The sequence below is a fragment of the Bradyrhizobium sp. AUGA SZCCT0177 genome (assembly GCF_018130125.1).
Taxonomy (GTDB): Bacteria; Pseudomonadota; Alphaproteobacteria; order Rhizobiales; family Xanthobacteraceae; genus Bradyrhizobium.
On the sequence record NZ_JAFCMA010000009.1, the window covers coordinates 42,077 to 64,848 of the forward strand.

At 63.4% G+C, this 22,772-nt stretch carries 6 protein-coding genes; 4 read left to right on the top strand and 2 right to left on the bottom strand.

Annotated elements, in window-relative coordinates:
- Position 1: 1 nt before the first annotated feature.
- Positions 2-970 carry a Bug family tripartite tricarboxylate transporter substrate binding protein gene (locus JQ597_RS12575; protein ID WP_212264504.1) on the bottom strand — a complete coding sequence of 323 codons (969 nt, stop codon included), beginning with the start codon at positions 968-970 and terminating at the stop codon, positions 2-4.
- Positions 971-1,057: 87 nt separating this feature from the next.
- Positions 1,058-1,693 carry a DsbA family protein gene (locus tag JQ597_RS12580; protein ID WP_502754409.1) on the bottom strand — a complete coding sequence of 212 codons (636 nt, stop codon included), beginning with the start codon at positions 1,691-1,693 and terminating at the stop codon, positions 1,058-1,060.
- A gap of 96 nt (positions 1,694-1,789) precedes the next feature.
- Here JQ597_RS12580 and JQ597_RS12585 point away from each other — a divergent pair, with 96 nt between their 5' ends.
- The 4 genes from JQ597_RS12585 (at position 1,790) to JQ597_RS12600 (ending at position 22,763) form a co-directional block, all read left to right on the top strand.
- Positions 1,790-2,161, top strand: a complete 372-nt coding sequence (locus tag JQ597_RS12585; RefSeq protein WP_212264505.1) for a hypothetical protein — start codon at positions 1,790-1,792, stop codon at positions 2,159-2,161.
- The gene (locus JQ597_RS12590) at positions 2,158-2,757 is read left to right on the top strand and encodes a M10 family metallopeptidase C-terminal domain-containing protein (protein ID WP_212264507.1); all 600 of its coding nucleotides are present in this window, start codon (positions 2,158-2,160) and stop codon (positions 2,755-2,757) included. Before JQ597_RS12585 ends, JQ597_RS12590 begins: the two co-directional genes overlap by 4 nt.
- A gap of 572 nt (positions 2,758-3,329) precedes the next feature.
- Positions 3,330-4,043 carry a hypothetical protein gene (locus tag JQ597_RS12595; protein ID WP_212264509.1) on the top strand — a complete coding sequence of 238 codons (714 nt, stop codon included), beginning with the start codon at positions 3,330-3,332 and terminating at the stop codon, positions 4,041-4,043.
- Between the two features lie 75 nt (positions 4,044-4,118).
- Complete coding sequence (locus JQ597_RS12600) at positions 4,119-22,763, top strand: leukotoxin LktA family filamentous adhesin (RefSeq protein ID WP_212264510.1); 18,645 nt, start codon at positions 4,119-4,121, stop codon at positions 22,761-22,763.
- Positions 22,764-22,772: the final 9 nt, after the last annotated feature.

Below are 22,772 nucleotides of genomic sequence, written 5' to 3' on the forward strand. Positions count from 1 at the left end.
GTCACTCTATCCTGAGCTTCGCGTCACGTACCACTTTGCCCCATTTTTCCATTTCCAGCTTGATGCGGGCGCCGAACTCCTCCGGCCGGTTCGCGACCGGCTTGAATCCGAGCGCGGTCAGGCGCTCCTTCACGTCTGCCTGCCCGACTGCCTTGGCAATTTCGCGATAGAGCAGGTCGACGATCTCTTTCGGCGTTCCCGCCGGCGCAAGGACGCCTGTTATGGTGTCGGCCTCGTGATCCTTGATACCTTGTTCGGCAAAGGTCGGCACGTCGGGCAACTGGGTCGCGCGCTCGCTTGCGGCAACGCCGAGCGCGCGCAATTGGCCGGCCTGCACCGCCGAAAGGGCGGGCGGCAGCGCGGTGAAAGCGATCGGCGTGTGCCCGCCGACGGTTGACTGGATCGCAGGCGCTGCGCCGGTAAACGGCACGTGCACCAGGTCGAGGCTGAACGCCAGCCGAAACAGCTCGCCTCCCAGATGCGGCGTCGAACCGACGCCGGGGCCGGCAAAACCGTACTTGCCGGGATTGTCACGGATCAGCTGCACCAATTCCGGAAGCGACTTGGCCGGCACCGACGGGTTGACCACCACCACGTTCGGGGAAACCGCGACCAGCGTCACCGGCGCGAAATCCTTGACCGCGTCGTACGGCACCTTGGCGTAGAGGCTGGGATTGACCACAAAGCCGGTGCTGACGACCATGAGAGTGTAACCATCGGGGGTCGCGCGGGCGACCTGGCCGGACGCGGTGTTGCCGCCGGCGCCGCCGATATTCTCCACAAAGAATTGCTGACCGAGCGCATCGGAGAGCTTTCGCGACACCATCCGCGCGATCACGTCGGTCGGGCCGCCGGCGGGAAACCCGACAACCACGCGCACCGGGCGGTTCGGATAGCCCTGTGCCGAGGCTGTCGGGACGGCCCCCAGCAGCAGCGCGGCAGCGAGCAAGATTTGCAGAACGGCCGCCATGACGCCCCCCGGATTTTATGTTTGTTGACGCCATCATCAACGACGGCGCGCCGCAGAACAAGGGGGAGGTGTGGAGCGGCGCAGTCGTTATTTCTTCAGCAGCGGCTTGATCCGCTCTTCGAGTTCCTCGAACGACATCGAGCCTTTCAGCCGCTCACCGTTGAGGAAGAAGGTCGGCGTTGAATCGACCTTGAGCGTTTCATGGGCGTATTTCTGATCCGCCGCGAGCTTGTCGAGCATCGCCTGATCCCTCTCGCAAGTCGTCACGTCCTGTTCGCTCATCCCGTTCAGCTTGCCGACGAAGTTCAGCGTTTCCTTGGTCTGCGCGATCAGTCGGCCCTGCAGCTTGAACAAGGTCTCGATGACGCCGAAATATTTTTCCGAATCGTTCCTGGCGATGCAGCGCGCCAGCATCGAGGCCGCCGCAGCCGCGACATCGAGCGGGAACTCGCGGAACACGAAGCGGACCTTGCCGGTGTCGATATATTTGGAGCGTAGCATCGGAAAGACGTTCTCGCCGAAGGCGGCGCAATGCGAGCAGCTCATCGACGCGTATTCGGTGATGGTCACCGGCGCCTTCGGCGATCCGATCGCGATGTCCGGCAGCGACACCGGCTTGGCGACAGCCGCCGCCATCGCGCTCTGGGCGACGGCGGGGCCTGCGAAAAACGGCGCGGTGGAAGCGAGCAGGGCGACAAAAGCGATGCAGCGAGGAGCGTTCAACGGGCTATTCCAAATTGATGGGCGGGGAGAGTCTATCCGGTTCTTCCGTGTCTGAAATTATCTATATTCTTCAACAAGCAAAGACGAAAGCCGGATGTGTCGCAGCAGCAATCGGTCCGCGTGGAGCTGCGCGCCGTCATGGCCGCCAGAATCCCTGGTCAGCGCTTCGTCGCCGATGCGTGCAGCAAACGTCCTGAAGTTGATGGAGTGGCTGCAGACCTCTCAGGGTTTACTGCTGCGGAGGTTTCGACACTTCCCGGAACTTCCGACCTCACCGGCCTTGCCGTCGACCTCGGTGACGGGAGCGACACGGTATCCCTTGCCAACGGCATCAATTCACTTAGCGCCATCGGTATTGAGAACCTGAACGGCAGCGACTTCGGTGGCACACCGAGCGACGATACGCTGACGCTTCTCAACACCGTGTGGGCCTCAATGTTCACCTGGGCGACGGCAGCAATACGTTGAACCTCGCCGCCGGCAACAATACGTTGGGCAACTTGTTTGGCGTCAACTTCGTCAACGGTAGTGCGTCGAATGATACGTTGACTATCACAGGCGCAGTAGGCGGCACGATCGATCTTGGCGGTGGCACCGATACCGTGACGTTCAATACAAACATCTTCAGCATGACGGTACTCAACGCCGAAAACATCAACGGCAGCTCGACTTTCGACGAGATTATCATCGGCAACACGTCGGGCAACACGACGATCACCGCGGGCGGGGGCGCCGATTGGGTCACGGCCAGCGCTGGTGATGACAATGTCCGCTTCACCAGCACGGCGGATTCGGCCGCGGGCGCGGGTGACACGGTCTATAACTTCGATGCCAACGACGACACCTTCAACTTCTCGGGTATCAGCGTTTCGGGTGGCCACATCGAGTATGTCGACAGCGGGGCTTTTGTTGGCGGTAACCAGGCTTCGGCGCGCCTGCAGAACTTCGGTCCGGATAACGACTTGCTCCAGATCGACGCCAATGGTGACGGGACAGCCGATATGGACATCAGCCTGCAGAACTACACGGGCACGCTGAATAACAACCACTTCCTGCCGAACTAAGGGAAGTCGGCGCACATCACGCAGCCAGATCCGGAAGCCGCGCGCCAAGCGCGGCTTCTTCGCATTCTGCAACTGGGGCGCCGCCGTCTGCTGGGTTTTTGAGTTGGCGAATCCCGATTTTTCGATGCCGCGCGAGTGTGCGCCGCGTGAGAAATGAGGTGATCTGATCGTGCGCCGAATGAGAATCGACGCCGTTCGAAATCTCGCCGCCACCGACATTAACGATCGAGAGGTCTGCCTGAACGCCGCCGGGCCGAACATTCCCAAGCATTGAAATCCGCTTGCGGCGCTGTCGCTATAAGCAGCTGATTTGTATCACTATTCCAAAATTCTCTGATGGCATTTGGCTCGACCGTCGCAAGTGCGCAGCATGCCACATCAGTGCGCACTCGTGTCGGGCCTACCACGCATCCGCGCCGAAATTAGCCATCGGTGCTCATTCTCCCATCGCCGCTATGTTCGGTGTGGGGAACGCGGTATTGTTGCTGGGTAAAGAGGCTAATTGCTAATTTCCGGTTACCGAATTGCGGCATTGCCTAAAATTTATGTCTAGTGTTTCGGAAGGTTTTTAAATGCGCAAGATTTCGTTGTTCCTGGCATTTTGCGGTATCGCATCTGTCGTAGCCGGCCCGGCGTATCCACAGGGCACGCCCAAGCAGAAGGCAGTGCCGGCGCCAAGGCCAGCAACCCAAGCCGAGGCGACGGTACCAGCAGTGGCGGCGGCCGATGAAAAAGCCGCCAAAGCGATCGATGGATTCCGTTCTTCGAAATTCGGCATGAACGAGGCGGATGTCCGCGCGGCGATCACCAAGGATTTCGGCGTCAAGCCGGATGCGATCAAGTCGCAGGACAATCCGGCCGAACTGACCCGCAGCGTATTGCTGGCCGTTCCGGACCTGCTGCCGAGCGGCGGGATCGCCGAAGTATCCTACGTGTTCGGCTACAAGTCGAAGACGCTCATTCAGGTCGGCACGGTCTGGTCGAAAGGGACGGATCCGGCGATGACGCCGGAGAAGCTGTTCTCGAATGCCAACATTCTCCGCGCGCACTTCCTGGGCGAAGGCTTCAAGCCCGATACCATCGCCGTCAACACGCCCGTCGCCGGCGGCGTCCTGATGTTTCGCGGCAGCGATGCCAAGGATCGATCGGTGATCCTGCTGCTGCAGGGAACGTTCGAGACCAAGGAGAACAACCAGCGGATCCTGACCCCCACCGGCCTGCTGCTATTCTATGTGGCCGACACCAAGAGCCCCGACGTCTTCAAACTCCCGCCCGGTCAGTTCTGATGTCGTCTCGCTCCGGATCAACCCGACGCATGGCCGCCGGTCGCTCGCTCTTGTCACCAGCGAAGGTGAGCTGACATGCGTATGCCGCTCTCAGCCAGAAGCGAGGGTGGTTTGACGTTGCGCAGGTTCTCGCGCCTGCGTTTCGTCTCGTTGATCTGCATTGCGCAGATGACGATCCTGCCGTTGCTCGGCACTGGCCTTCGGGCGCAGACGGCCAACGTGATCATTCCCGACGGTCGCACGGGAACGAGCCTGCAGACGTCGGGCAATGTCACCAACATCACTACGACCACCGTATCCGGCGCCAACGCGTTCAACTCGTTTTCGCAGTTCGGCGTGGGGCAGGGCAACACCGTCAACCTGCAGGTGCCCAACGGCAGCCAGAACCTGATCAATATCGTTCGGGACGCGCCGGCTTACGTCAACGGCACGCTCAACTCCTATCAAAACGGCAAGATCGGCGGCAACGTCTACTTCGCCGATCCCTACGGCTTCGTGGTCGGCAAGACCGGCGTCGTCAATGTAGGCAGCCTGAACGTTTCCACGCCGTCGAAGGAATTCACCGACAGCATCATCGGCGCCTCGGGGCAGATCAACAATGCTGCCGTAAGCAGCCTGATGAATGGCTCATTCCCGATCTCGCCGGACGGCAATATCCGGATTCTCGGCCGCATCAACGCCGCGGACGGTGTCCGGCTTACTGGCCAGAACGTCTTCGTCGGCGGCGGCAGGAGCCAGCGCGAGCGGGTCAACCACGAACACGCCTCCAAATTCGCGGCCTCGGTCAATTCCAAGGGCCTGCGCAGCGCCAGCGCCATCACCGTCCGCAACGGATCGATCCATATTGGCGCGGTCAACAACGCAACCATCTCCGGACGGCTGACGGCGCGCAGCCGCACCACCACGCCAAGCACGATCACGGTCACTGCCGGAAACAACATCCAGCTCGGCAAGACGGCCAGCCTGAGCACCGCCAGCAAGACGGGCGACGCCGGCAACATCACGCTGAAGACCACGGGCGATCTGACCGTGAAGAGCGGCGCCCGGATCAACGCCAGCTCCGCCACGGGTAACGCGGCTGTTGTCGATCTGAGCGCCAACGGCATCGTCGACATCGCCAGCGGCGTCAAAATCAACGTTGCCGCGCCTAACGGCAATGCCGGCAAGCTCATCCTCGATCCGACGGATATCGTTGTCGGCGCGGCCACCGGTGTCGCCGGTGTCAACATGTCGAATGCCACGGTCGCCGCCGCGATCTCCGCGCTCAACGGCACCGGCACGTTCACGCTTCTGGCGAGTAACTCGATCACGATCAATGGAAACGGCGTCGTCGACGGCGGTACCACCGTCAATGTGACGCTGAATGCGCCGACGCTGAACCTGCTGGCGGGCAGCTATGTCAGGGGCGATGCCGTTGCTCTGACTTCGACTACCTCTGGCGGCCAGGTCAACATCAATGCTGCCAGCACTGGCGGCGCTCAGGTTTTGACCAACACTGCACTGCAGATTACTGCGTCGCGGGTGGTTCTCTCCAGTACCGCCGACATGATCGTCGGCAATGGCAGCACCAGCGCCAATACCGCCGCGGCCGGCTTCGTGTCGAATGCCACGATCGCTCGCTACGCCGGCGCTGTCGGCAGCGGCGCCACTCTTTCGCTCAGCGCGTCGTCGCGGATCACGGTCGATTCCACCGGCGTTGTCGACGGCCGCCGCATGGCCGGCGCCGTTTCGAATGCCAACTCGGTGGACAACATCGTATTCACCGCACCGACGATCAACATCGACAGCGGCGGCCAGGTCCTTGCGCAGGCGGTGAATACCACGGGCACCAACGCTACCAGCTTTACTTCCGGCCGGGTCATCATGAATGCCTTCGGCGCCGGTTCAGGTATTGACGTATCCGGTACCGTTAGAGGTGGCTACCTCGCCTTCAGTACCGATCAGGCCTCGATAACCGTGGGATCGACGGCCGTCATTGCCGCCGATCCGTCGCGGTACGTCAATTTCAACGGCCCATCGATCAGCGTAAACACCGGGGCGAGCATCAGCGCGGGCACTGTCGGTTTCTTCTTCGCCCAAAGCGCGCTCACCGTTGGCGGCAGCTCGCTGACAGGCGGCAACGTCGCCGCCAACAACGGCCAGGGCGGCCTGCTGTCGAACCTGATGGTCGCCAGATACATCGCGGCGGTAAACGGCTCCGGAACCTTGTTGCTGTCGGCTCAGGCCAACACATTGAATCTCAACGCCGATGCGGTGATCAACGCCGGCAGCACGATGAAGGTCGCGCTGCAGGCCCGGACGCTCAACGTTACGTCGGGCGCGCAGATCACCGCGGGCGCCGCCGCGTTTGCCTTCGACCAGGACAACGTCATCATCGGCAGCTCGGCCGACCCCAGTGCCGGGAGCGCCGGGTTCGTGAACAACACCCAGATCGCCTCGTTGATGCTGGCGCTTTCCGGAACCAGCGCATTCGAGATTTCGGCGAACAATTCGATCACCCTGAACGCGACCGCGGTCATCGATTCACGCTCGCTGAACGCCTCGCAGAACTCGCAGGCCAATTCGCGGAACGTCACGTTGAGCGCGCCGACGATCACGATGGCCCAGGGATCGAAGATCCTTGCCCAAGCTGTCAATTTCGGCGGCTCCACCTTCACCAGCGGTGCTGTCACGCTCAACGCGAGTGCGAGCGACAATAGGTTGTCGGGCCAGGCGACCGCGGTGACGGGAATTACGATCGACGGTCAGATCACGGGCGGCCATATTACGATCAACGCGACCTCGACCGCCGTATCGAGTTTCACAAGCTCAATCCTGGGGATGTTCGCGCTCGTCGGCGAAAGCGTTGCGCCGGCGTTGCTCGGCCTCAATGGCGGCTACGTCGCGGCGAGTGCGACGGCAACGGTGAACATCAACAGCCACGCCAACATCAACGGCACCGGCCGGGTTTTGATCAGCGCGAACGGCTCAGAGCTGGCGGAGGATCCGGTCCTGGCGGGGCTCGTGAACTTCATGCCGTTCAGCGCGGCGGTGGTCGTCGGCAAGATCGACGCGAACGTTTCAACCAACGTGGCATCCGGCGCGACGATTTCCGCCGGTAGCAACCTGTCCATCCTTGCCACCAACGACGCGACGATGAAGGTGTCTGCCGTCTCGGCAGGTTCAGCGCAGTTTGTGGAGACTGTCGCTTATTCCAAGGTTTCCGTATCGACCCTGGCCAACGTTGCAACCGGCGCCAACATCAGCGTCGGGACGGTCAACGCGGGCGGCAACACGTTCGCGGTGCGTGCGCTGAACAACAACAGTTTCTCGACGTCGGCGACGTCCGTCGCATTGAGCACGCCCAGCGCCAGCGGCGGCGTCGGCGGAGCGCTGGCGATCAGCGATATCACGACCTCGGCTACGGCATTGTTGGGAGCCTCGCTCGGCACCAGCGCCAACCGGCTGAACGGTTCGGTGGTCGTCGAGGCGACATCCAACGGCAAGCTCAACTCGACCATGGCCTCGACCATCGTCGGCACGCCGGCCCTGGTCGGCGCCCTGCAGGAAGCGATTCTTACGACCGTCTCGCCGCAAAGCATGATCTTTGCGATGATGGGCCCGCTGGTCTCGGCGAGCTTCAACTTCAAGGCTGCGGGGGCGATGTCGCTTGCGAACAGCACGCAGAATGCGACGGCCGCGATCAAGCAAAACCCGAGCGGCGGCGCACCCAGCATTTACACCAATGGCAATGTCGCTGTTGTCAGCAATGTCATCGACGTCGGCGTCCGCAGCAATGCGACCGCCAGTGCGATTACGTCCGATGTGTCGGCCGGCGAGGGCGTCGCGATCAGCGCGGCCGTCGCATGGGGCACCTTCAACCACAATTCCAACGCCTATATCGGTGGCGGTACGCTGATCAACGCGCCGAACATCGGCGTCACTGCGAACACCTATTTACCGATCACCAACACCTGGTTGCAATGGGCCGGACTCGGTGAGGTGATCAGCCATCTCAACGGCAATCTCGGCGTCGGCGGCAATATCCTGACCAGCTACGCCAATGCGACCTCGGATGCCGGCGATACGGTTGGCATTGCCGGTTCGCTGAACAATTTCATGGTCAACAACAACACGACCGCGTGGGTCGCGACCGGAGCGAGCCTGAACGCCACCTGCAGCATCGCGACCTGCGGCAACGGCGCGTGGTCGGCGTCGACCTGGAGCGGCACGCAGGACTTCAACGCGACCCTGGCCATCGCGGCAAACACGTCAACGAGTTCGATCAATGCCGCCGGGAATGTCGGCACGCTGGGCTTTCTCCCGGGCAATACCTCCGGTGGCTCCTCGCTGGGCGGCGCACTCAACCTCGTTCAGTTCTCCAGCAACACCATCGCCGGTGTTGCCTCCGGGGCTTCGCTAAGCTCCGCCGATAACATTTCCATCGATGCGGTCACAACCGACCTGTTCTTCGGTGTGGCGCCGACATCCGGCAAGGCTGCGGGCGCTCTGTCGCTGAACGGAATCACGTCGATCGCGCTGGTCAGCAACAAGACGCATGCATCGATCGGCATCGGCGCCCACGTGTCTTCTCCGACTGTCAACGTCCATGCGGCGCAGGATCTGTCGATGCTGTCGATCGCCGGTGCGGTCTCCCTCGGCGGCGCGTCCGCGGTCGGTATCGCGGTCGCCTATCTCGGAGCGAACACTGATACGGCCGCCTATATCGGTGAGAACCAGAGCGACATCAGGCCGGGTCCCTTCAGCGCCAACGATCCGTTCTCGGGTACCGGCGGAGGCAACGGCACGATTGCCGTGGACCATCTGGCAGTCAGCGCGACGACTTCCGGACGTATGACAGCGGCTTCGATCGCTGCGGCGATCTCCGAGCCGTCGGTCTCGGACTTTGCCAACAAGGCCGGAGCCGTCGGTGCCGCCGCGACAGGCGGAGCCGATGGTGTCGGGATCGCAATGGCCAGGATCAGCCAGTCCTCGGGCGCGTCAAGCGATGGCTTCTCCATCGACATCGCGGGCAGTTCGTCGATCAGCGACGTCTCGCTGGGAACGAAAGCATCGGTCACCGGTGTGACCATCAACCGCTTCACGGGGTCGAGCACAGCGGCGAGCACGCTGGTCCAGGCGCTCAACGACACGGTCCTCAACAACGGTTCGGGCTCCGCTGCGGCCAACCTCGCAGGGTCCGCGGCATCGGGAAGTGTTGCGGTCGCGGGCGCCATTGCGGTCGCCATGTCGAACAACGCCACGGTGGCCTATATCGACAACACGACCATCAACAATCATGCGGCGGTGTCGGTTCAGGCACTGAACGGCGGATCGGAAACAGTCGTCGCCATCGGCATCGCCGCATCCCGGGCCAATTCGGTTGCGATCGCGCTGTCGGTCGGCATCATCACCGACAGCGTCAACGCCTACATCCAGAATTCGACCCTCAACGGCGTCTCCAGCGGCACGTCTCGCGCGGTCGAGGTCGACGCCTATCAGACCAGCAACATCGCGATCGGCGGCGGCTCGCTTTATGTGGCCGGCGGCCAGGGCGGGGTCGGCGCCGGATTTACCTATGCCTCCATCGGCGATCCGACCGGTGGGACGGCGGTCGATGCGCATATTCGCGGGACGTCGATCAACAATTACGACACGCTTACGGTGCTTGGAGACAACGCCAGCGTGATCGCCGCAGGCGCGGCATCCGGCGGGGCCGGGGGCAATGGTGCTGCCGGTGCCATCGTCGTCACCGACATTACGACGTCGACGATGGCCTATATCCGCAGCAGTGCCACCGTTAACATCACGGTCACCGGCAACGTCATTGTGACCGCCGATAGCGTCGCCATTGCATCGCTCGACACCGCGCTGTCCAATCTCGTCAAAGCCTCGAACGCCAACCAGCTCGCGTCCGACAATTGCTCGACCACCGGCGGACAGCAAAACTGCGTCGATTTCAGCTACCAGGCGCTGAACGGCGGAACGGCAGGCAGTCCAACGGCACCGGGTGCCGCTATCATTGCGGTCGCCGGCATTATCCAGGCAGGCAAGAACAATGTCGGCGCATCGATGGTGTACGACCATATCGCGACGACACATTCGGCCTACATCGCAGGTGTCTTGCTGACTTCGACCAACGGTACCGTCTCGGTGACGGCGAGCGACTCCTCGGAGATCCAGTCCGTTGCGATCGGCTTCGGCCTATCCACCGGCCAGTTCTCGGGCGTCGGCGGACTGTCGATCAACTCGATCCAGAATACCGTGACGGCCTCGATCGGCAACGCGCAGTCGACCACCACGAATTCGACGATTACGGCCGCAAATCTCTTTGTGACCGCGAACGACACCTCGAAAATCACCGGGACTGCGGCGGTGGCCGGCGCATCGACGCAAGGAAGTGCTGCGGGCCTTGCGCTCGTCTACAGCGACATCTCGAACAATTTGAGCGCCGGGATAACCGGCTCCAAGGTGGTTTCGAACGGCAATGTCGGCGTTTCGACCAAGTCGGACGCCACGATTTCGACGGTTGCGGTGGGTGTCGCCATCTCATCGCAGGTCGGTCTCGCCGGATCGGTCGCCACCAATCTGATGGGCACGAACGTCACCGCCAGCATCACCGGCGGCGCCGACGTCATCGCAGACGGCAGCATTGCCGTGCAAGCGAACAACACCGACAACGCCGCGGTCTTCGCAGGTGCCTTTGCCATCTCCAAGGGCGCGGCCGGCGGCGCGGGGTCGCTCGTTACCAACAAGATCACAGGCAACACGTCAGCCTATATCAGCGGATCGGCCACCAAGGTCGATGCGCGCGGCAACAGTTCGCAGACCGTGGTTCCTTTCTCCGTCAATAGCGGCACGCTCGCGCACGCGCTCGACCTCGGTGCGTTCAGCGCGCCGACCGACGACACGCCCGACCTGAGCGAAACGCGTGAATCGGTGAGGGGCCTTTCGGTCAACGCCAGCTCGCATCAGGCGGTCGTCGCCAACGTTGCCAGCCTTGCCGCGAGCACCGGCGTTTCGATCATGATCAACCCGATCATCAACGTCATGTCGGGCACGACCAGTGCCTATATCGACAGCGCCAGCATCGACACGCGGCTGACCAGTTCCACCCTGGCGCCGCAGATCAACGTCGCCGCCAGCAGCATTTCCTACTCCGGCACGTTCGGCCTCGGCATCGTGGCGCCGACCGGCACCGCGGGCGGCGGTGCGACCATCATCAGCACGACGATGTCGCGCGAAACCTTCGCCTATATCACCAACGCCGAAGTCGGCGGCACCGTCAACGTTGGCGGCGTGGTCTCCCCGACGGTCGGTGCGGTCACGGTCAAGGCCAATGCCGAGCAGCACGCGTCCTCCGTCGCGGTCGGCTTCAACAGCGGTTCGGTCGGGCTCAACGTCTTCAATGCCACCACGCAAGCCTATGTCGATGGCGGCTCCCTGACCGCCTCGTCGCTGTCCGTCAAGGCCAAGAACAGCACCGGTATCGCGTCCGCCAACGGCTCCGGCGCCTATGGAAGCAACGTGGCGATCGGCGCCGCCTTCCTGGTCCAGGTCAGTTCGAACAAAACCCTGGCTTACGTCGGCGACGAATTCCACTATCGAGGTAACAGCGCGGCCCATACCACGGCCTTGCAATTGAGCGGTGCACTCGATGTCGACGCAAGAACGATCAACGATTTCCAGGCGTTTTCAGTCGGCGGCGCGATCTCAACCGGCGGCGGGGCTGTCGCTGGCATGGCCAACATCGAGATCGCCAACAACGTCACGATTGCTGGCATCTACGACACCACGCTGACGTCGCCGTCCGGCACCGCCGCGGGCGCGGTCACCGTGAACGCAAACGAGGAAGTCTACATCCGGGAGATCGCAGGCGCGCTGTCGGTTGCTACCGGGGGGGTAGGCGTCGGTGCCGCCGCCAACGTGCTGGTGTTCAAGAGCCAGACCACCGCAGAGACCCGCAACAGCAATTTGAACTCGTCCGGGGCGATCAACGTCAACGCCCAGAGCATCAAGGAAGTGCAGTCCTACGCCGTGACAGTGGGCGCCGGCAGCTCGGTGGGCATTGGGGCGGCGATTGGGGTCATCCTTATCGGCACCAACACGGCGGACGCCGACGCGCAGGGCGACCAGACCGGACAATTCGGCGGCACCATCGCCGCCGCCAATGCCGGAACCAATTCCAGCCAGGGCAGCGGCGCGGTCGCGAGCGGCACGGCGGGCAATCCGAGCGGCGCCAACGCCACCTCGACATATGACGTCAGCACCGTGCTGACCGGAGGCAATGACAGCGTCACGGCACAGATCGCGGGCGGCAACGTCACCGGCACCCAGGTCAACGTAAACGCCACCAGTGCCAATGCCGCGCAGCAGTTCCTGCTCGGCGCCGGTTTCGGCAAGAATGTCGGCGTCGGCGCCGGCATCGGCTACACCACCGTCAACAGCAGCGTTCTCGCCAATCTGAGCGCCATCGTCTCGGCTCCCACGGTCAGCGTCGCAGCTGTCGTGAAGGATGCCACAACCGGGCCTTATGCGGGCAAGACGGTTGACACCGAAGCCGTTGCCGGCGGCTTGTCGCTTTACTTCGGCGCCCAGGCAGCCGTGGCCGTCGGCAATGTCACCAATACCGTGACGGCGCAGCTCGGCGGCACGGTGACGGGAACGGGCGGAAATGGCGTCCAGGTGAGCGCGCGCGACACCTCGACCCAGGCGGCAACGGCCGGGGGCGGCAGCGGCGGCATCGCGGCCGTCGGCGTTACGATCGCCACCACCGCGAAATCCAGTTCGGTCGCCGCCAAGATCCTGGATAACGCCAGCGTCAACAGTTCGACCGTTGCCGTCACGGCAACCGAAGGCGGCGCCTTGTCGGCGTCGGCGACGGCGGTCGCCGGCGGTATCGTCTCCGGCACCGGCGCGGCCGCGACCGCGAAGGAAGACTCCACGGTGCTGGCGGAGATCGGCAATAGTGCCGCGATCACCACGTCCTCGACTGGCCTCGGCACCCTGGTATCGGCTTCGGCGACGCCGGACGTCTCGGCGACTTCGCTGGGTGTCGCCGTTGGCGGCGGCGCGATTGGTGTCTCCGTGGCACTGGCAAGTTCGTCGCTCAACGTCACCTCCCGCGTCGGCAACAGTACCACTTTCACCGGAGGCGACGTTTCCGTCACCGCCATGGCGCTGGCGCCGAGCAGCGGCAACGGCATCTATGCCCGTGCGATCGCGGGCGGCGGCGGATCGCTGATCGGCGTCCAGGGCAGCTACGCCGAGACCAGGGAAAACTCGACGGTCAGTGCCTATGGCGGGACGGGGATTACCCTGCCGGCTGGCGACTTCATCATCGCCGCCCAGAACGACAGCAACCAGTACGCGACGGCGACGGGTATCGCGGCCGGCTATATCGCGGCGGGCGCGACCATCAGCAAGGTCACATCCAACGCCACCACGGATGCCTATCTCGGGGCAGGGGCGATCACCACCGCGAACCATATCGGGATCCTGCAGATCACCGCGGTTGGCACCGACAGCCTTGCGTCCAGCGCAACGGCCGGCTCGGGCGGCACCATCGCCGGCGCCGCGGCGGTCGCATTGATCAACAACACCGCGACGACGAGCGCGAACCTTTACGGCAACGCGACGTCCAATACGCTTTACCTCGGCGGGCTGAATATCCAGGCCCAGCACCAGACAAATTATGCCGGCAATGGCGACGCCTTCCAGGCATCCTTTGCCGGCGCCAGCGGCGGCAACGCGACCAACAATATCACCTCGACCACGACGGCCGGGGTCGGATCGAACCTGATCATCCATTCCGCTGGTGGCGACATGCTCGTCATCTCCAACGACATCGTCAATCAACTCGGTGGCGGAGCGCGGGCAGGGTCCGGCGGCGTGGCCGCGGGCGCCGCGACGGTGAGTGACGCCCACGTCACCCAGAGGGCCACCACGAATATCGGCAGCGGCACGATCCTCAGCCTGAACGACGATCCCCTGACATCGACCGCCAAGGTCAACATCGAGGCCTACAACTCGCTGCGCACCGTCGACAGTGTAAGCCTGACCGCGGGCGGCCTGTTTGCCGGCGGTGGCGCCCGGTCCAACATGACGGCGAACGCCTACGCCACGGTCAACATCGACGCGACCGAGATCTTCAGTGCCGGCAATCTCTTCATCGGCACCGCGTCCTCGCTGATCGCGTACAACTACGCCAACGCGAACCTGTTCGGCGCCATCACCGGCGCCGGCGCGAGCACGAATACCTCGCTGACCGCGAACCAGGCCGTCAACGTCAGTGGCGATACGACCCTGCTGGCGTGGGGCCTGCTCAATCTCACCGCCGGCCAGGCCGGCGACGGCAGCAAGTACAGCCAAGTGAGCGCCAACGCGACCACTGTGGTCTACAATCAGGCCCTGGTCCCGATTACCGCCGTGTACAGCGGCACGGCCACGGCGCGCAGCTATACCGACCTGAATATCGCCGGCGGCGCGCAGGTGCTTGGCGTGAACAACGTCTCGCTTGCAGCGACCAAAGGCGCCGTATCGGCGAATGGCAGAGGCACCAATTACAATCCATACCTGACGCTGTTCAGCACCGAGAACCACGACAACCACAGCGATGCTACCCAGGGCCGCGGCAACATCTCGCAGAACGGCGTCGTGGTGGCCGGCATCTACAATCAGCAATCGATCCTGATTGCGGTTGGCGCCAACGTGCCAACGCTAACGACGACCAGCCCGTACGCGCTCACCCTCGAACTGGTCTCCAATCCGAACAATTTCAGCACGGTCAAGAAGTACAATCACCAGACCATCCAGTACGCGGTCGTCAACGGGTTCAATCCCTATCAGACCATCGTCTCGCAGATCGCTACGTTGAGCGGGTTGTCGACGGCGGACGTGCAGACGGTGCTGTCGGGTGCCAATCCCACCATCACGATCGCCACTGCCAATGATCCGACCGGCGATATCCAGCGCCAGGTCAACACGCTGATCCAGCAGGCGCCGTTCGCCGCCAACGTCGCCGGCGCGTCGATCGCGCTCGGCGATATCATGGTCTCGGGCGGCAACGTCTCGATCCTGGCCGATACGATGAGCGGCACGCAGGTGGCCGGCAAGGCCGCACCGCGTGTCTCGTCCCGCGACTCCGTCTCGATCAACATCGAGAACCAGGGCCTGAACTTCATGTCGGTGTCGAGGATGACGGTGACCGGCGTCAGCGGTGGCCACAATGTCTTTACGGGTGCGGCGACCGACACCACGTCGCCCGGCATCACATTCCAGCAGGATCTGACTGGCTCGACGCCGGTCGTCACGGTAAACGCCAGCTATAACCGCAAGGACCCGAACACCGGCCTCGGCGTCGATCTGAACGGGATCCCGCTGACCAAAACCCCCGACATCTATTTCAACGGTGAGGTCACCAACCTCAACGGCCTGCTCAACATCTCCAACGCGCTCGGCAACGTGGTCGCGTCGAAGACCTACAACGCGGCGACGATCCAGGTGGTGGTCCCGAACGGCACCTTCACGTTCAATGGCGGAGTCGGCAGCATCTACAACACCAACGGCATCGTGTCGTCGCAGTGGGCTGGTGTCCAGTTCAGGCCCACTGACACGCTGACCGCCGTCATGACGGCGGCGACGTGGCTCGGAACGTACGGCCAATACGTTCCAGGCGAGGTCTATATTGCCGGCAACGGCACCTACAAACCGTATACGCATTATTGCTGCAACGGCGGCAGCGGCAGCGCGGCTGCTGTTCCGAACAGCGTGGTGTTCACCGCGCGCATGCTCAACCTGTTCTATGACGGCGTTTCGCTTTACTCGGCGATCTTCCTGCCGGCAGGCGAGGGCATTCCTGGAAACCTCGCTCAAATCGAGGGAGCCAATCCTGCCATCGTCTCGACCAGGCCCTGGGAGAAGAGCACCTACGACGGTCAGACCGTGTATGGTGACAACGGAAGCCCGTTCCATTGTTCGGGCTGCGCAGCCTTCTTCCAGGTCATCAACATCCAGTCCGCGGCGGTGACGCCAATAACCGCTGCGACGACCCTCACGGCGGCGGCGCCCAACGCCTTTGCCATCGGCAAAGCCATCATCCTGTCGGCGTCGGTGCTCAACGTCAACGGAACCATCCAGAGCGGACAGAGCAGCAACTATTCGGTCAATATCGGCACCAACGCCAGGAACGTCATTGACAGCCTGCGCGCCGACACGCTGGCAAACCTGTCGCTCGCCCAGGCCCAGAGCAATGCCCAGAACGGCAATTATCTCGACCTGACCCCGTATCTGACCAAGGTGAACGGTGGCGACGTGCAGGTCGGCGCGCGGTACAACGTGCTGACCGACCAGATCGTGCTGAACAGCGTGGTGCAGGGCACCGGTGGCTATGTCTACCTGAACGGCCGGATCATCAGCACATCCACGAGCGGCGCGTCGCAGGGCAACATCGTCGTCAACGGCGGCGCCGGCACGATTACCGTCAACAACACGACCGGAACGACGCTTGTCACCAACACGATCAACACCGGGGTCAGCGCCGCGAGCGTCATCCAGATCGTCGACCAGCTCAAGCAGCAGACCACCTGGTACGTCTACAATGCGGCGGCACCGGGCGGACAGCAGGTCAGCACCTACCGGACCGCAGGCGTCAATGCGAGCGGTTACAATTCGGGGATGCTGGTCGGACTCAGCGGAACCTCGGGCGTGGTCTACCAGCCGCTGGCCAACCAGTATTATCAATGGGTCGACACCGCGACGCTGACGCGTCCCGTCACCAGCACTGCCGCCGACTATGGCTGGACCTTCAGCGGCGTCTCGGCCAACTCGCCGACCTATCCCTACACGCAGACCACGAGCCTCGTCTCGAACGTGATGCAGGTCGTCAACGGCGTTACCACCAATCAGTTGCAGACCGCCAACTTCCAGGAAGTCGTCACGGCGACCGGCGGTTACCACTCAAACAACTTCAACACCAGCAGTGGTGCATGCTGTGGCAGTATCAAACAGTACAATTGGTACCAGATGATCTACGACAGCCTGACCTTGAAGCTGACGAACACGGTCAAGGCGTCCTACGACATCGGCATTCACTTCAACGGCGGCGGTTCAAGCTCGGTGGCGGTGACATCCGACGCCAGCATCGTGATCAACGGACCGATCAACAATCTGCAGGGCGCAACGACCATCACCGCGACGGGCGCCAATTCGTCCATTACGGTCGGTGCGACCGCCAATAATCCGCTGATTTCCGGAACCAACGTCACGCTCAGGGCAGATGGCGGTATCGGCTCGCTCGCGGGGACGAAGACGCCGGTGCCGGTCCAGGTCTATGGCGGCCAGCTGAACGCGACCACGATTGACCGCGACATCGCCATTGCCGCGCAGGGATCGCTGGTAATCGGTCAGGTGAAGGTCAATTCGGCGACCCCGGGCAGCGCGCCACAAGGAAACATATTCCTGTCGGCGACCGGCGACATCAATTCGGGTTCACCCTACAATTTCGCCAACCCGGTCGTGGTCGGCAAGTCGATCGAGATCAATTCGACGGGCGGCGCGATCGGCGCGATTTCAAGCGTCAGCAACGGCGCAACCGTCCTGACCAACGTCAATCCGCTGGTGGTCCAGGCCACCGGAACGACCCTGGTCAACGGCAGTGTCGATGGCGGGGTTCTCGACAGCGCTTCCTCGACCGGTACCTACATCGTGCAATCGACCGGCGATCTCAGGCTCGGCAAGGTTTCATCTGGAGGCGCGGTCTTCCTGGCGGCCGCCGCATCCGACGGTCGCACCGCCAACATCCTCAACGGCCTGTCGGCCGGCGGATTGACCGCCGAGCAGAGCGCGCACCTGCAGAGTGTCTGGACGGATCTGAACCTGGTGAGCGGCTCTGCTGCGGCCTCCGTCACCGCCTACGAGTCGATGATCAAGGCGGCCTACAACGACTATTGGCAGCTGCGCAATCTGGCCTTCGCCGATGGCAGCACTTACGCGCTCACGTCGCTCGGCACCACCGTGCTCAAGGCCCAGGTCGCGGCCAAGCTCGGCATCGATCCTGCTGATGTCTCGACCACCCAGATGATGACCGAGGCGACGACGCGCTTCGAGAGGGCCGAGTATCTGCTCGGCATCAAGACAGCGGCCCAGCTCTCGAATTCGCTCACGACGCTGTTCGGCGCCAACCTTGCCTCGAATGCAAGCCTGCAGGCAGCGCCGGATCTGACCGTGTCGCTCACGGCCTACAATCCGAACTTCAGCTATTCGCTGTCGACCAGTTCGACGCTCTACGCGAAGATCACATCGGGTTCGCAGTGGACGCAGGACCAGCTCAAATACACCGTGAGCGCCGCTGCCAATCCGGCTACCGCTGTGGCGCCGGCGCCGATCGGCGAGCTCACGCCCGCGAACGTCAGCGGCCGGCAGGTCATGCTGTATGCGCCAAACGGTTCGGTCGGCAACCTGGCCAGACCCGAGGACTTCTCCTTCACCAGCAGCACGGGTTCCTCGACGTTGTCGGACGTACAGAAGGCACTTTTGGCCTCAGCCGGTCCGTCACAACTGACGGTGACGCCGACGACCGACCAGGCTACCGGTGTCATCACGTACAATGTGAGCGTGTCGCAGCAGAGCTACGTCGTTCTCAATCCGATCGACGCCGTGGCCGCCAAGGTGCAAAGCGACATTTATCTGGCCAGCAAGTCCGACCTGAAGCTGGGTGGTATCGCCAACGCAACGTTCGGTCCGATCACGGCGGCACGGACCAACGGCGTGCAGATCGTGGGTGTCGGCGACGTCAAGCTCGATGCCGTCGGCAACATTTTCGCGGGCATTGCCAATCAGCCGGTAATCTCCGGCAACATCAGGGATCTCACCCTGATCTCGGAAACCGGCAACATCGGCCAGGCGCCGGCGGCCGGAACCAACCCGGCGAACAATCCGAACGCCCTTCAGATCGCTTTCGCCAACCCGTCGACCAACCAGCTCGACCAGGTCGTGGCGGCGCAGGGCGGCATCTATCTGAATCAGACCACCGGCGATCTCGTCCTCGGCAACGTCACCGCCGCTGGTGCGATCCAGTTCGCGGCGACCGGCAGCATTTACGCCCAGCCGCAGTTTACCGACCGTACCGCAGTCCATATTGCGGGCGCGTCGCTGGACGTGCGCGCCGGCGGCAATGTCGGCTTCAATGGCACCACGGCCCAGCCGCTCCAGGTCAAGATATCGGGCGCGATCACCGGCACTTCGGCCGGCGCCATGACGATCCTGGCCCCGTCGGACAACCTGAATATCGGTACGAGTGGAACCTACGGCGGGCTTTCCGCCGGCGGCGCGATGACGCTGAGGACGCCGGTTGGCGCGCTCAATATCAATGCCGACGTCACCAGCGACGGGTTGATGCAACTGCTTGCCAATGGCGCGGTGACGTTCACGGCCGGCACCAGCGCCGATCCGGTCGTCGCCCAGAGCACCAACGGTGCGGTGACGCTGGCCTCGGCATCGCTCACCATGGGCGCCTATACCGCTATCAACGCCGCGGGCGTGATCACCGTGGCGACCACCGGGGATGCCACGCTCGGCCAGCTCAACTCGTCGGCATCCTTTGCCGCGGCCGGCAATGCGGCTTCCATCGTGGTTTCGGCCGGCGGCGTCTCCGCGGGTGCGATCCTGAGCAATGCCGACGGCCAAACCAACCTGGTGGCTTCAGGCGCCAATGCACGGGTCGCGCTCAACGCCAACAGCATCGGGACATCGACGCAGCGGATCACCCTGAACGCGCCATACCTGGCCGCCACGGCGACCGATGGCGGCATCTATGTCGGCGCGCTGGCTGACCTCGAGGCGAGCCTGCTGTCGGCCGTCAAGGGCAGCGTGGACGTGCAGGGCAGTGGCAGCCTGACGCTCAACAGCGTTCTGGCCGGCACGGCGACCGGCGCCAACGGCACCTTCACCGCGCGAGCAACCACCAGCGGCAGCAACATCGTCGTCGGGTCAGCCGCCAGCAGCGACAGCCAGACGCTTCATGCCGACGGCAACGTGACCTTCAACCAGCTCAGTGCGACGGGTGTCGGCAGCGATCCCGGCGATATCACCGTCAACGCCGATCACGGTTTCGTCCTGGCGCAGACGGTCGTTAACGGCGGCGTCACAACACCGGGTTCGCTCGCAGCCAATGGCTCGGCCTCGCTGACGGCCGCGACAACCATCACCGGCACCACGCTGGCGGCGACGACCGGTTCGGCCTCGCTCCATGCCGCCGGCCTGATCGACTGGACCACGCTGACCGCGGGCACCACGCTGGGCGTGACGTCAACGGCCGGCAGCATCACGCTCAAGACCGCGCAGAGCGGCGGCGGCCAGACCCTGCATGCCAGCCAGAACATCACGTTCAACCAGCTGGCCACCACCGGCATCACCGGCGACGTCGGAAACATCAACATCAACGCCGACAACGGCTTCATCCTGGCGGAGACGGTGGTTGCCGGTGGCGTCACGACGCCGGGTTCGGTCGCAGCCAACGGCTCGGCCTCGCTGACGGCCGCGACAACCATCACCGGCACGACGCTGGCGGCGACGACCGGTTCGGCCTCGCTCCAGGCCACCGGCCTGATCGAATGGGCCACGCTGACCGCCGGTACCACGCTGGGGATCAATTCGACCGGAAGCAGCATCACGCTCAAGACCGCGCAGAGCGGCGGCGGCCAGACCCTGCATGCCAACCAGAACGTCACGTTCAACGAGCTCGCCGCCACTGGTATCACCGGCGACGTCGGAAACATCAACGTCACCGCCGCCAACGGCTTCATCCTGGCGGAGACGGTGATTGCCGGCGGCGTCACGACGCCGGGTTCGGTCGCAGCCAATGGCTCGGCCTCGCTTACGGCAGCCACGACCATCACCGGCACGACGCTGGCCGCTACCACCGGTTCGGCCTCGCTCCAGGCCGCCGGCCTGATCGACTGGACCGCATTGACCGCTGGCACCACGCTGGGGATCAATTCGACCGGCAGCAGCATCACGCTCAAGACCGCTCAGAGCGGCGGTAGCCAGACGCTGCACGCCAACCAGAACGTCACGTTCAACCAGCTGGCCGCCAATGGCATCACCGGCGACGTCGGAAACATCAACGTCAATGCCGACAACGGCTTCATCCTGGCAGAGACCGTCGCGGCCGGCGGTGTCACCACGCCGGGTTCGGTCGCGGCGAATGGCTCGGCTTCGCTGACGGCCGCCACGACCATCACCGGCACGACGCTGGCGGCGACGACCGGTTCGGCCTCGCTCCTGGCCGCCGGCCTGATCGACTGGACCGCGCTGACAGCAGGTACGACGCTGGGGGTCAATTCGACTGGCAGCAGCATCACGCTTGCCTCAGCACAGAGCGGCGGTACGCAAACGCTGCACGCCAGGCAGAACGTGACGTTCAATCAGCTCACCACCAGCGGCATCACGGGTGACGCGGGCAACGTCAACATCAACGCCGATACCGGCAAGCTCGCCGGCGGCTCGATCAATGCCCATGGTTCCGCCAGCCTGATCGCGGCGACCAGCAACACCGGCAATAACCTCACCACCGTCACCGGCGGCGCGTTGCTGCAGGGAACGCTGATCGACTGGGCCAACCTCCAGCTGGCCGGCGCACTCGGTATTACGGCGACGACGGGCGGGATCACCCTCGGGACGGCGATCAGCGGCGGCACCCAGACCTTGCAGGCACATGGCGACATCGTCTTCAAGCAGCTGACCGCCAACGGCATCCCCGGCGACGCCGGTGACGTCAATCTGCGCTCCGACTTCGGCTCAATCCTGGGCGGATCGGTCTATGCCAATGGCGACACCCATTTCGATACGGCGGGTTCGATCAGGCTCGATCAGATCAGGGGCAATACGGTCGCGCTGTCCGCTCCCGGCGACCTCACCATCAAATGGGTTGGCGTCGTCAAGCAACTGGATCTCGCCGCCAACACCATCAACGTCGTCGGCGGGCAAATTCCATCGACGCCGTCGATCCCGCTGATCATGAACGTCACCGGTTACAAGGGCGGTGTCGCGACCTCGGCCAATCTCAACATCGATCCGGATACGATCATCGTGAACCAGTTCAGGGTCGTTGACGCGAACTTCGTCACCGACGCGCCGAACGTCACGATCGTCAACGGCTTCGTGCCCGGCCAGCTGATGCTGACGACGCTGACCCAACGGATATTGCTGGATAACCGTTCGCCGTCGCCGTCGAACTGGGCGACGCTGCAGCTCTACCAGCCGAGCGGCGTGTTCACGATGAGCCACAACGGCAACGCCAACGTCACCGACAGCTACGTCGTCCTCTACAATGGCGACATCTCGGCGACCGTGACCAACTACGTGGGTTCTCACACCTGCTGCAGCAACTTCACCGGCTCGATGGCGATCCGCAACATCGCGAACGACACCGAGGGCACGGAAACGCTCACCACCTGGCTGGCGCAAAAGAGCGGAGCCGAAACGTTCTATCTGCTTGGTCTTGCCGGAAACGCGCGACTGGAGGCGCTGCTCACCCCGAAGCCGGTTGAGGTGATCGGATCGGGACCGGCCGTGAATATTGAGGGGCTTACGGAAGCCAGGAAGCTTCGGCAGCTCCATCGTGAAGGCCGCAAGAATAGCCGTCCGGGCTGGAACAGCACCGGGCTTGATGGACGCGCAAAAGGGAATGCTAATCGGTTCGCGGATGCCAGGGAGAATGGCAATCCGGTAGTTCAGTTCTAAGGCGACAGG